The 12,127-nt window shown below is 66.2% G+C and carries 12 protein-coding genes; 6 read left to right on the forward strand and 6 right to left on the reverse strand.

Annotation, left to right across the window (positions count from 1 at the left end; all coding sequences use genetic code 11):
- Complete coding sequence (locus ASD94_RS06685) at positions 1 to 402, forward strand: hypothetical protein (RefSeq protein ID WP_056640327.1); 402 nt, start codon at positions 1 to 3, stop codon at positions 400 to 402.
- A 12-nt stretch (positions 403 to 414) separates the two neighbouring features.
- Here the strand turns inward: ASD94_RS06685 and ASD94_RS06690 are convergent, their stop codons facing one another.
- The 4 genes from ASD94_RS06690 to ASD94_RS06705 form a co-directional block, all read right to left on the reverse strand.
- Positions 415 to 1,389, reverse strand: a complete 975-nt coding sequence (locus ASD94_RS06690; protein WP_056640330.1) for a tripartite tricarboxylate transporter substrate binding protein — start codon at positions 1,387 to 1,389, stop codon at positions 415 to 417.
- Between the two features lie 32 nt (positions 1,390 to 1,421).
- A complete protein-coding gene (locus ASD94_RS06695; RefSeq protein WP_056640422.1) occupies positions 1,422 to 2,624 on the reverse strand; it encodes a CaiB/BaiF CoA-transferase family protein in 1,203 nt (400 codons plus the stop codon).
- An 8-nt stretch (positions 2,625 to 2,632) separates the two neighbouring features.
- Entirely contained in the window at positions 2,633 to 3,772 is a 1,140-nt protein-coding gene (locus ASD94_RS06700) for a MaoC family dehydratase N-terminal domain-containing protein (protein ID WP_056640333.1), read from the reverse strand.
- Between the two features lie 77 nt (positions 3,773 to 3,849).
- The gene (locus tag ASD94_RS06705) at positions 3,850 to 5,400 is read right to left on the reverse strand and encodes an acyl-CoA synthetase (protein WP_056640336.1); all 1,551 of its coding nucleotides are present in this window, start codon (positions 5,398 to 5,400) and stop codon (positions 3,850 to 3,852) included.
- Positions 5,401 to 5,672: 272 nt separating this feature from the next.
- Between ASD94_RS06705 and ASD94_RS06710 the strand changes: the two genes are divergently transcribed.
- Complete coding sequence (locus ASD94_RS06710) at positions 5,673 to 6,212, forward strand: dihydrofolate reductase family protein (protein ID WP_056640339.1); 540 nt, start codon at positions 5,673 to 5,675, stop codon at positions 6,210 to 6,212.
- 53 nt (positions 6,213 to 6,265) lie between these two features.
- Here the strand turns inward: ASD94_RS06710 and ASD94_RS06715 are convergent, their stop codons facing one another.
- Positions 6,266 to 6,703, reverse strand: coding sequence for an Lrp/AsnC family transcriptional regulator (locus ASD94_RS06715; protein WP_056640342.1), 438 nt, complete (start codon positions 6,701 to 6,703; stop codon positions 6,266 to 6,268).
- 139 nt (positions 6,704 to 6,842) lie between these two features.
- On the opposite strand from ASD94_RS06715, the gene ASD94_RS06720 reads away from it, so the two are divergent.
- Positions 6,843 to 7,388, forward strand: coding sequence for an alpha/beta hydrolase (locus tag ASD94_RS06720; protein ID WP_056640344.1), 546 nt, complete (start codon positions 6,843 to 6,845; stop codon positions 7,386 to 7,388).
- A gap of 45 nt (positions 7,389 to 7,433) precedes the next feature.
- Here ASD94_RS06720 and ASD94_RS06725 read toward each other — a convergent pair whose 3' ends face one another.
- Positions 7,434 to 7,928, reverse strand: coding sequence for a DUF2242 domain-containing protein (locus tag ASD94_RS06725; protein WP_056640425.1), 495 nt, complete (start codon positions 7,926 to 7,928; stop codon positions 7,434 to 7,436).
- Positions 7,929 to 8,368: 440 nt separating this feature from the next.
- Between ASD94_RS06725 and ASD94_RS06730 the strand changes: the two genes are divergently transcribed.
- From ASD94_RS06730 to ASD94_RS06740, 3 genes are all read left to right on the forward strand, one after another.
- The gene (locus ASD94_RS06730) at positions 8,369 to 8,866 is read left to right on the forward strand and encodes a thermonuclease family protein (RefSeq protein WP_369818044.1); all 498 of its coding nucleotides are present in this window, start codon (positions 8,369 to 8,371) and stop codon (positions 8,864 to 8,866) included.
- 149 nt (positions 8,867 to 9,015) lie between these two features.
- Positions 9,016 to 10,314: an MFS transporter gene (locus tag ASD94_RS06735; RefSeq protein ID WP_056640347.1), complete on the forward strand. Its 1,299-nt coding sequence runs from the start codon at positions 9,016 to 9,018 to the stop codon at positions 10,312 to 10,314.
- Between the two features lie 151 nt (positions 10,315 to 10,465).
- Positions 10,466 to 12,070: a DUF1800 domain-containing protein gene (locus ASD94_RS06740; RefSeq protein WP_056640350.1), complete on the forward strand. Its 1,605-nt coding sequence runs from the start codon at positions 10,466 to 10,468 to the stop codon at positions 12,068 to 12,070.
- The last annotated feature ends 57 nt before the right edge of the window (positions 12,071 to 12,127 follow it).

Genomic DNA, 12,127 nt, shown 5'->3' on the forward strand with positions numbered 1-12,127 from the left:
ATGCAAGAGCCCCGCACCGCCGTGCCGCACACCCTGCTCAAAACCATGACCATGCCCGCCCACATCGACGCCAGCGGCCAGGTGCCCACGGGCTGGCTGCTGGCCCAGATGGACTTGGCGGGCGCCGTGCTGCCCGGCCAGCATTTTGCGGCGCCGGTGGCCCTGGTGGGTCTGTCCGATGTGGTACTGCTGGCCCGACCCCGGCTGGGGCAATGTGTCACGTTCACGGGCCATCTGCTGTCCTGCAGCGACCAGGATGCCTGCGTTGCCATCGAGGCCTGGAGCGAGGAGCGTGGCCAGACCGGGACCACCCCGCTGATGCGTGCCCGGCTGCGCTATGCACCTGCCACCATCGAAGTGCCGGGGAATCTGTTCCCCGGCACGTTCCAAACGGGCTCTTGAAGGGCTGGGCCTTCAGTCCGCGCGGATACCGGCCGCCTTGATGATGGGCGCCCAGCGCTGCCGCTCCTTTTTGGCGAAGACCCCCAGGTACGCAGCGCTTCCCCCTGCGGGCTCAAACCCCAGATCCAGCAGACGCTGGCGCACCTCGGGCTTGGCCAGCACCTTGTTGACCGCCGCATTGAGCACCCGGGTGATTTCGGCCGGCGTGCCCTTGGGGGCGTAGAGCGCATTCCAGGCAACAAACTCGAAGCCGGGATACCCTTGTTCGGCCACGGGCTTGACCCCCGGCACCAGACTGCTGGGTGTGGCCGACGTGACGCCGATGGCACGCAGCTTGCCGGCCGCCAGGTGGGGGCGCAGTGCCAGCGGGGTGTCGATCGTCACCGCAAGCTGACCGCCGAGCACATCGGTCATGGCGCTGCCCGAGCCCTTGTACGGGATACCAAAAAGCGGGGCCCCCGAGCGCTCTTTCAAGAATTCGAGCACCAGGCGCGCCGAGGTACTGGGCATGGCGATGTCGCTGGACCCGGGCGTGCGTTTGACGGCATCCAGCACGTCGCCGACCGCACGGTACGGGGTGGCGGCGCCCGCAGCGAGCACCATCGGAAAGGTGCCCACCATGGCGATGGGCTCGAAGTCCTTCTCGGGGTCGAACGGCATCTTGGCATAGAGGTACTGGTTCAGGACATGGGTCGCATTGGTCCCCATGGTCAGGGTGTAGCCGTCCCCGGCAGCCTGTGCCGCCAGCTCGGTCCCCAGGATGCCGCCGGCGCCGGCCTTGTTCTCCACGACAAAGGGCTGACCCAGCTCTCGGGAGAGCTGCTCGCCCAGCAGCCGGGTCGCCACATCGGTGCCCTGGCCGGCGGCGTAGGCCACGATGACCCTGATGGGTTTGATGGGGTAAGGGGGCTGCGGGGCCTGTGCATGGGTCGCCGCAGCGGTCGCAATCAAACCGGCAGCAGTCATGATGGCAGCGATGGTTCGCATGCTTGTCTCCTATCTTTTTTGTGATCTGCAAATCAGAGCGGGCGAGTGCGGGCAATACCCCGGCTGTACAAGTCGCGCCTCTGGGCGTCATTGAATCCGAGATCGGCCAGCACCTCGTCGGCATGCTGGCTGAAGTCCGGTGGCGGAGCCCCTGGCAGGGCCGGGGTGCCGTACAGCCGCGCCGGGCCGCGCAGCGCCGTGAACGGGCCCTGCCGAATCACCATCTGGCGGTGCGCGCAGTGCGCCTGAGCCAGCGCCTGCGGCACATCGTTCACCACCCCGGCAGGTACACCCACACGCATCAGCGCCTCGCACAGCGGCTCGCAGTCTGCGGTGGCAATGGCGGCCTCGATGATGTCCTTGAGCGCCTGGCGGTGCTCGATGCGGTCTGCGTTGGTGTGGAACCTCGGGTCGTCCGGCAGGCTCGCACACCCAATGTGCTGGCCGAACCGGCGGAACTGGCCATCGTTCAGGATGCCGATGAACACATGGCCGTCGCGCGCCCTGAACTTGTCATACGGCGCGATGTTGGGGTGCGCGCTGCCCAGCAAGCCCGGTGTCTTCTTGGACGCAAACCAGTTCGACGCATGGGGCAGCAGCAGGCTCAACGCCGTGTCGTACAGGGTGGCCTCCACCCGCTGCCCCGCGCCGCTTTGGTGCCGGCTGCACAGGGCCATGAGGATGCCCGTGAGTGCCACATACCCCGTGAGGTGGTCCACGATGGGGATGCCCATGCGCGTGGCACCGGTGGCCGATTCGCCGTTGATGCTCATCAGCCCGCACTGCGCCTGCAGCACCGCGTCGTAGCCCGGCAGCCCGCCCAGCGGCCCATCGCGGCCAAAGCCCGAGATGGCGCAGTAGATGAGGCGCGGGTAGCGCGGGGCCAGCACGTCTTCGTAGCCCAGGCCCCATTTCTCCATGGTGCCGGGCAGGAAGTTCTCCACCAGCACATCGGCGTCCTGCAGCAGGCGGTGCAGCACCTCCTGTGCATCGCTCTGGCTCAGGTCCAGGCTGATGGCCTTTTTGCCCCGGTTGAGCGCGGCAAAGTACGCGGAGTGCCCCATCTCGTCGTATGGCGGCCCCAGGTGCCGCGTCTCGTCGCCACCAGGCGGTTCGATCTTGACCACCTGGGCGCCGTTGTCAGCGAGCATCTGGGTGCAAAGGGGGCCTGCGAGCACGCGGGTGAGGTCCACCACCCGCAGGCCCTCCAGCGCCGTGGCGCTGAAGCTAGTCATGCTGATCTTCACCCGCGGCTGGGCAACACCACCACGCCACCGCCGAGCACCGACAGCTCGCCGTCCTGGTTGTGCGCCTCCTGTTCGATCTCGACCAGGTGCTGGCCGTTCTCCACGAACTTGCGGGTGACCTTGCCTTTGATGAACAGCATGTCGCCCTCGGGATTGTGGCGGCGGATCTTGCAACTGGCCTTGTGCAGAAAGCCCGTGTCGCCCATCCAGTTCGTGAGGTGGTGCGTGAGCCACGAGGTGCGCTCCGGGCCGTAGTCGTAAGCACCTGGTGCGCCCACTTCCAGCGCAAAGTCTTCCTCCCAGTGCACGCGCTCTGGCACGTCAGGGATGCCGAAGCGGTTCTTGATGCCTACGCCGGGGTGCGCGTCGATCAGCTTCCACGCCAGCTTGTTGGCGCGGATGTACAGACCGCCCCAGCCCTGCGCATAGGCGATGAAGCCGGTCACGGTCATCGGCCCCTTGAACATGGTGGGCAGCTGGTCGCCCACGTTCACGTCCTCCCAGTAACGAGGCACTGCGCCACGCACTTCCTCGTTGCGGTAGAGCTTGTAGGCCTCGTTCAGCTCTTCGTCCGTGTACTGGCGGGGACCGCGTTCGCGTACGTTGAGGTATTTGCTGCCCTGCTCTCGCGCATGGTCGCGCTCGGTGCGAAAGCACCAGCTGTCGGCCTCGGCCACCTTGTCGCCCTCCTGGTTGAAGAAGTCCACATGGTAGATCTGCTGGATGGCGCGGCCGGCAAAACGGGTCTGGTGCTCGATCAGGTCCTTGAGCGAGGCTTCGGTGGAGATCACGTCGTTGCGGCGGATGGGCTTGTGCCAGGTCCAGTCCGCGCCCGACCACATGGCGTGCACACCCGGCAGTCCGCCCACATAGCCCGACACGATGCGGCTGGTGGCAAACAGAAAGCTCGGCAGGGCCACGATGCCGCCATAGTGACTCTTGGCCGCATAGTCCGGGTCGCACCACAGCGGGTTGTCGTCGCCAATGCCGTGCGCGTAGTGGCGGATGTTGTCGCGCGTGGCCTCGTGGCACCAGGGCTCGGCCGTCTGGCCGATCTTGATGCCGATGCGTTCGCGCAATTCGTCAAGGCCGCTGTCGGTGATTTTGGGAAAGCTGCGCTGCTGGCTGCTGGACATGGTGAAGTCTCCTTGGTAGTGGATGAGGGGAACCGAGAAAGAGGGATGCAAAAAGCAGGGAGGGAGAACGAAATGGGTCAGGCGCAGGCCACTGCCTCGCGCTCGCGCAGCACCTTGCGGTGCACCTTGCCGGCGGGGGTTTTGGGCAGCTCTGCCACGAACGCGATGTGGCGCGGGTATTCGTGCTGGCTGAGCTTGGTCTTGACGAGGCTCTGTACCTCTTCGACAAAGCCCTCGCTGCGCTCGCGGCCTGACACGATGAAGGCCTTGACGACCTGGCCGCGCAGTGCATCGGGCACACCGATCACGGCGGCTTCGAGCACGTCTTCGTGCATGAGGATCACGTTCTCGATCTCCACCGCACTCATGGTCCAGCCGGCGGAAATGATCACGTCGTCAGCGCGGCCACCATGGAAGAAGTAGCCGTCTTCGTCGGTGCGCCCCAGGTCCTTGGTGGGTATCCACTGGCCCCGGCGGAGCACCATGAGCTGCCCCGTCGTGCCGGGCGGGCAGATGTTGCCGTGGGCGTCATGCACCTCGACCCGCGTGCCCGGCACGGCCTTGCCCAGCGAGCCGCGCTTGACCGGGAAGTCGCTCGCCCCCGGGTAGCTCACCAGCACCACGCCAATCTCGGTGGTGCCATACATGCTGCACACCGGCAGGCCAAAGCGCTCGTGCACAAAGTCGGCCGTGTCGTCGTCGATGGGCTCGCCAGTGAACGACAGCTTGGTGAAGTGGTAGCGGTAGTCGCCCGCCTTGCCGCAGTTCTTCATCATGCGGTAGTGCGTGGCAGCGGCCGACATGTTGGTGAACTGGTGGACTGACAGCGCCTGCAACAGCCGCTCGGCATTGAACCGGCCGCTGTAGCTGCCGATGGTCAGGCCCAGCGCCAGCGGTGCCAGCGTGCCGTGCCACAGGCCATGCCCCCAGGCGGGCGACGAAGGGCACATGAAGCGGTCGCCAGGGCGCAAGCCCGTACCGTACAGCGCGGCCACCATCAGCGTGACCAGGGCCTTGTGGGTGTGCTTGACGGCCTCGGGCAACTCGCGGGTGGTGCCGGAGGTGTATTGAAAAACCGCCAGGTCATCGGGCTGCGAACTGACCGTGTAGGTGGACGGCAGCGCCTCCAGTTGGCGCCACAGGGCTTCGTCAAACACCTCGAACGGCGTGGTGGCGAGACCTGCCACCACTTCGCGTTTTTCTTCGTTGGTGACCAGCAGGCTGGGCTTGCAGTCGCCCACCCGCAGGCGCACACCATCGGGGCCAAACAGGGTGAACAGCGGCACGGCAATCGCACCCCGCTTGATCACACCGAACATGGCGGTATAGAAGGCCCGCGAGGGCTCCAGCATGATCGCCACGCGGTCGCCGCGCCGCACGCCCTTGCGCTCCAGAAAGTGCGCAAACCGGGCGGAATCCCGCGAGAGTTCGTCAAAGGTGATGGTCTCGTCCACGCCGTCGGCACGGCAGACGATCACGGCATCGCGGCCTGCACCGGCATGGCGGTCCACGCACTCATGGGCAATGTTGAAAGCACTCCGGTTTCCATCAAACAGATCCCACAAACGCTCAGGCGCGAAGTGGGTCTGGGCATCGGCGTAACTCGTGTATTCGGTCAGTCGTTTCATGGCTGCATGGGCTCTGTGTGGCGGTGCATGCAGTCTCAATTTTTCGGCAATTATTGTCAAATACGACTATTAATTGTCTAAATACAATTTTTAAAATAACGCATGAACGACCCCCACATCGCTACTCGCGCACTCGCGTGCTCGCGCGACCGAAGGGCTCCACAGCGTTGAAATCCGCATCCAACGCCGACGCGGTGCACCATTGCTGCCAGTACGCTGTCACCAGCGCCCTGCACATTCCCAGGTTCCCATCACGACCCGAAGAAGAGCGCATGACCACACAGTTCTACGGAGCCTCCAGCCTGGACGGCTTCCTCGCAACGCCCGACCATGACCTCGGCTGGCTGCTGCAGTTTGGCGAGATTGAGGGCTCCAGTTACCCAGCTTTCATCCGCGACGTGGGCGCGCTGGCCATGGGATCGCACACGTACGAATGGATGTTGAAACACGCCATCGATGCGGGCCAACCCTGGCCGTACACGCAACCGACCTGGGTGTTCAGCTCGCGCACGCTGCGCGCCATCCCGGGTGCCGATGTGCGATTTGTGCATGGCGATGTACAGCCCGTGCAACAGGCCATGGTGCATGCCGCAGCGGGACGCAATGTGTGGGTGGTGGGTGGGGGTGACCTGGTCGGTCAGTTCCATGACGCAGGCCTGCTGGACGAACTGATCGTGCAGATCGCGCCCGTCACGCTGGGCGTGGGCACGCCGCTGTTTCCGCGCCGCGTGGTGCAGCCGCCGCTGCAGCTGCAGTCGGTGACCACGCTGGGTGGGGTGTTTGCGGAGTTGCGCTACAGGGTCTGCCGTTGAGCACGGCTACTGCGAGCGGGTCACACGCAGACAGGCCCTGCTGACCCGCCGCGTCATGCCAGCGGTACCACCTTGCTCACAGGGTGCGATAGCACCAAGGATGTAGACACGCTGCCAAACGCCGCCAGGGCATCCACCACGCGCTCCAGATCCGCAGGCCGACCAAATGCGCAGCGCACCACAAAGCAGTCCTCGCCCGTCACGCGCACGGCGTCCAGCACCTCTGGCATGGTCTGAAACAGCTGCACATAGCGCTGGATGTGTTCATGCGTGGTGCGCACCCGCACCACAGCCTGCAAGCCCAGGCCAGCAGCAGCCAGGTCGATGCGGGCCTGGTAGCCCACGATCACTCCAGCGTCTTCGAGTTTTTTGACGCGCTCGCTCATCGCAGGCTGCGACAGGCCGATCTGCTTGCCCAACGCAGACAGGCTCTGGCGAGCATCGGCCTGCAGCGCCATGAGGATCTGTCGGTCTTTTTTGCCCAGCTCCACGGTGCAATGCTCCCTTTGCGATGACTTCAAGGTTTGGAGGGCCACTTTCCGATGATGCCCCCTGCCCATCCACAGGCCCTGCACCTATCGTTGGCAGGCAGTGACACCACTGCTTTTTTGACCCAAAGGAATTCTGACGATGAGACCTGTTTTGCTTGTTCCCGGCATCTATAACTCCGGCCCTCGCCATTGGCAATCATTGTGGCAAACCCAGCACGCAGGCGTCGCGCGCGTGGAGCAGGACGATTGGGCGCACCCGCAATGCGAGGCCTGGGTGCAGGCCATTGACGCGGCCATCCACGCAGCAGGTCAGCCCCCGATCGTGGTGGCCCACAGCCTGGGGTGCCTCGCGCTGGCGCGGTGGGCCGCCGGCTCGTTGGCCGCCGTGCATGCCCTGCTGCTGGTGGCCGTGCCCGACCCTGATGGCCCCCACTTTCCAGCGGATGCCAAAGGCTTCGCCCCAGTGCCTGCCGCACTGACCGCACCGGGTCAGCCCGCGCGCCAAACCGTGCTGGTGAGCAGCAGCGACGATCCGTATTCCACACCGTCCTTCTCGGCGCACTGCGCAGCCGCCTGGGGTGCTCAGCAGGTGGACCTGGGAGCCAAAGGGCACATCAATGCCGACAGCAATCTGGGCGACTGGGCAGAAGGATGGGCCTGGGTACAACGCTGGCGCGCCGCCTGATGACGGGGATGCGACGAGCGAAGAAGCCGGCGACGCCCCTGGCGATCAGTCCGCCAGGGCCTGGTCGATGACCAGGTAGCGTTTGACCAGGTCAAAAAAGCTGTCGTAGAAGGTGTCTTTGGCGATGGTCTCGCTGCCGACCTTGACCAGCGACTCGCTGCTGGACGAAAACGGCAGCGACACCGAGCCAATGGCGCCCACGCCCACGCTGGCCGAGTTGTTGGTCTTGCGCAATGCGTAGGTGTCCTGCGTGGCGGTGACAAAGCCCAGGCTGACCTTGCCATCGTTGGCCTCGGGCACACACACCACACGCACCACCATCTGCAGGTGCGATTCGGGCTCGGGCTGGAAGCTCTTCTTGCCCTCGACCAGATCGGCTGAGCTGGACGAGATGACGTAGCCCTGGCTGAGCAGCGCGCGGCGCGAGGCCTCGCAGGTCTGGGCCGGGGTGGCATCAAACAGGCGCGAATAGGTGGCAACCGAGCCAAAGCTCTCCTGCACGCCAAACGTCTTGACCCCCGTGCTGGTGCAGCCTGCCATGACCAAGGTCGCGCCACAGGCCAGGGCCACTGCGGCGGCGCGCAAAAGCGCGGTTGGGGGGGCATGGAATTCTGTGGACCAGGGGAAACGCAAAACCGGGACTCCTTGGGTGATGGTGGCTAGTGCCGACGATAACAAGCGCTAAGCAAACGCGAAACGAGCGCATTGGACAATGCACCCCATTGTCACAGCGCCTGGGGTGTCTGACGGCAGTAACCGCTCCCGGTTCCCCACATTCTTCATGCCGTGCACACAGGGGGGTGGTAACACCTTGAAGCAAAACAGACCGGCGTTGTGCCGGGTGCCAGGAACGGGTTCTCAGCGGCGACAACGCGCCTCGTGCCAGCCCCTGTGCCTGCCTGCCACCGCACTCCTGCAGCTCGCGAATGCTATACTATTCATAGCTATCAAGGCATGCTGCTGTAGCACATCAGGCCCCAATGAGCCCATTGCTGCAAAAGCATCGCCGCCACTGCCTGCCTACCACCATCAAGTCCCCTGTGCCCTTCGCCGCCTCCCTGCTTTGCCTGGTCGTCGCCATCAGCGACGGCGACACCCTCACCGCCCGCTGCGGCAAGCCCGGCGCCTACCAGCAGGTGAAGGTGCGCATCGCCGCCATCGACGCACCTGAATCGCGCCAGGCGTTTGGCCACAAGTCGCGCCAGCATCTGGCCCAGCTGTGCTTTCGCCAGCGTGCCACGCTGCAGCCGGTGGATGAAGACAGCTACGGGCGCATGGTGGCGCAGGTGCGCTGCGGGGGCACCGATGTCGCCACGGCGCAGGTGCGCGCGGGCATGGCCTGGGTCTACACGCCATACGCCAGCGGCTACCCACACCTGGCGCCCCTGCAGCGCTCCGCACAGGCGCAGCATGCGGGCCTGTGGTCCCACAAGCGGCCCTTGGCGCCCTGGGACTACCGGCACCGACAGCGCCGTTGACTCCATCGGCGACCAGTCCCTCAGGGCGCCCGTAGCAAGGCTTTACCAGCGCTTGACAGCAGCCCCGCGCCACAAACGCTAGCATCTGGCCTCCCGCCTTTTGGGGGCATCGCCGCATCGGGCGAACACCCCACCCGCTGACCCCACCCATGCCCACCCCCGAGCCCATCACCCCGAGCGCCGCTGTTGCCGCGCCCGCCGAACCTGCCAACGTCTACCGCCATGCCGGTTTTGTTTCCTTCCTGATCGCCCGCGTGGTGGCCGTGGTCGCCACCCAGGTGCAGGCTGTGGTGGTGGCCTGGCAGGTATACGACCTGACCCGCCAGCCCTTGGCACTGGCCTATGTGGGCCTGGCGCAGTTTCTGCCCATGCTGGCCCTGCTGCTGCCAGCGGGCGACCTGATCGACCGCTTTGACCGCAAGCGCATCCTGGCACTGGCCTGGTCGGTGGGCGGCGTGTGCAGCGCCTTGCTGTGGTGGCTGTCGGGTCACGGCAGCAGCGGCGTGGCGGGCATTTATGCCGTGCTGGTGCTGTATGGCTGCGCCCGAGCATTCTCAGGCCCGGCCATGCAAAGCCTGTTGCCACAGATCGTGCCGCGCGCACAACTGGCCCAGGCCATCGCCGCCAACAGCATGCTGATGCGCGTGGCCAGCATTGGCGGACCACTCTTGGGCGGGCTGCTGTACGCACTGGGCGGCGGTGAGCTGACCTATGCCATCTGCTGCGCCTGCTTTGTGCTGGGCGTGGCGCTGCTGCTGCGCGTGGTCGTGGCCCATGCCACGGCGCCCGGCCCTGCGCAGGGCACGATGCTGCAGCGCTTTGGGGCGGGCATCACCTTCATCCGCACACGGCCCATCATTCTGGGCACCATCTCTCTGGACTTGTTTGCCGTGCTGCTGGGCGGCGTGGTGGCGCTGCTGCCCATTTACGCACAAGAGGTGCTGCATGTGGGCCCGGCAGGCCTGGGCGCGTTGCGCAGCGCCATGGCGGTGGGCGAGGTCAGTGCCGGGCTGTACCTGAGCATGCGCCCCTTCAATCGCCATGTGGGTCGCACCATGTTCATCGCCGTGGCGGTGTTTGGTGTGGCCAACCTGGTGTTCGCGCTGTCCACGCTGTTCTGGCTGTCGTTTGCGGCGCTGCTGTTGGCCGGGGCGGCCGACATGGTGAGCGTGTACATCCGCGGCGCTCTGGTGCAGTTCTCCACGCCCGACTCTATGCGCGGGCGGGTCAACGCCGTAAACATGCTTTTTATCGGCTCGTCCAACGAGCTGGGCGAGTTCCGCGCGGGCACGAGTGCCGCTTGGCTAGGCGTGGTGCCTGCCGCCATCGTGGGAGGACTGTGCACCCTGGGGGTGGTGGGTGGCTGGATGCTAGCGTTCCAGACCCTGCGCAAGGTGGACCGTTTTGAAGAGGCCGCGCAGGCCACGGGCGCTGCGCCTTCGCGGTAAAACGCCTCCTGCAGGGGCGCTTTGGGAAACCCCTCGATACATCCTCGCTGGCGTTTGTATCGCGCAGGTAAAACCCGCTGCGCCGCCTTGCACCCGGTGGATCGCAGCGGCACCATGGGGGTCGCCATTGGTTGGCAGCCAGCGAGGCACCATGACCCCCAACTCCTCCCCGCCACTCCACCGCCGCACCCTGCTGCTGGGCATGGCGGCTTTCGCAGCTTTTGGCGCCGCACCCTCGACCCAGGCTGCGCGCCCTGCATCGCCCAACCCCGTAGGCCCAGGCGGCTGGGCGTCCACCGACGAACCCACACAGGCCCACCTGCTCGACCGCGTGACCTGGGGCTGCACCGGTCAGGGCGTGCAAGCACTGGGCGGCTTGGGCATCAGTGCCTACCTGGCAAGCCAGCTGCGCCCGGGTGCCAACGCACCGCTGCCGCGCGAGGCCCAGGCGCAGATCGACGCCATGGCCATCTCACGCACCCCCATCGAGGCGCTGGCGGCCAACATGGAAGCCCGCCACCGCGCCGCCAAGGCCCTGCCTACCGAAGACGAGCGCAAGGCCGCGCTCAAGACCTGGCAGCAGGACATGCGCGCCCTGCAGCAGGAGGCGGCCGCCCGGTTTGTGCTGCGCGCGGTCTATTCGCCCACCCAGCTGCTCGAGAAGATGACCTGGTTCTGGATGAACCACTTCAACGTGTTTGCCGGCAAGGGCAACCTGCGCGCCTTGGTGGGCGACTACGAGGAACGCGCGATTCGCCCCCACGCACTGGGCCGCTTTCGCGACCTGCTGGGCGCCACCGCGCGCCACCCGGCCATGCTGCACAACCTGGACAACGCGCAAAACGCCGCAGGCCGCATCAACGAGAACTACGCGCGCGAGCTGATGGAGCTGCACACGCTGGGCGTGGACGGCGGCTACAGCCAGCAGGACGTGCAAGAGCTGGCACGGGTGCTGACCGGCGTGGGCGTGTCGCAGCGGCCGCCGGGCGACGAGCCACCGCGCATGAAGCCCGCGCTGCGCCGCCACTACGCGCGCGACGGCCTGTTCGAGTTCAACCCCCAGCGGCATGACTGGGAGCCCAAGACGTTGCTCGGCCAGCCGCTGCGCGCCGAAGGCCTGGCCGAAGTGGACGAAGCGCTGGACCGCCTGGCCCGCGCGCCTGCCACCGCGCGCTTCATCACGCGCAAGATCGCGCTTTTTTTGGTGGGAGACAACTCGCCGCCCGCGCTGCTGCAGACCCTGGCCCGCAGCTTTGAGCGCACCGACGGCGACATTGCGGCAGTGCTGGAAACGCTGTTCAACACCCCAGAGTTCCGCGCATCCCTGGGCCAGCGGTTTCGGGACCCGGTGCACTATGCGCTGGCGGGCCTGCGCCTGGCCCATGGCGACGCTGTGCTGCCCAGCACCGACCCGGCACTGGCCTGGCTGCAACGGCTGGCCGAGCCTTTGTATGGCCGTGTCACGCCCGATGGCTACCCGCTCGACTCTGCGTCGTGGTCGGGCTCGGGGCAGATGAGTACGCGCTTTGAGATGGCGCGGGCCCTGGGGGCAGGCGCTCTGACCGCCCCGCCAGCAAGCGATGACGCAGCGCCCCGCGCCGCGCCGCGCATGCCGCCCGCCCTGGCGCAGACGGCTTACGTGCGCGCCATGGAGCCCACCTGGTCCCCTGCCACACGCAACGCACTGGCGCAGGCCACCTCGCCGCGCGAATGGAACCTGCTGTTCCTCGCATCCCCCGAGTTCATGCACGGATGAAACAAGATGGAGTACATCCCCCTGAGTCGCTTCGCGCCTTCCCCCTTCTCTCGAATG

This window comes from Acidovorax sp. Root70, from assembly GCF_001428225.1.
Lineage (GTDB): Bacteria > Pseudomonadota > Gammaproteobacteria > Burkholderiales > Burkholderiaceae_C > Acidovorax.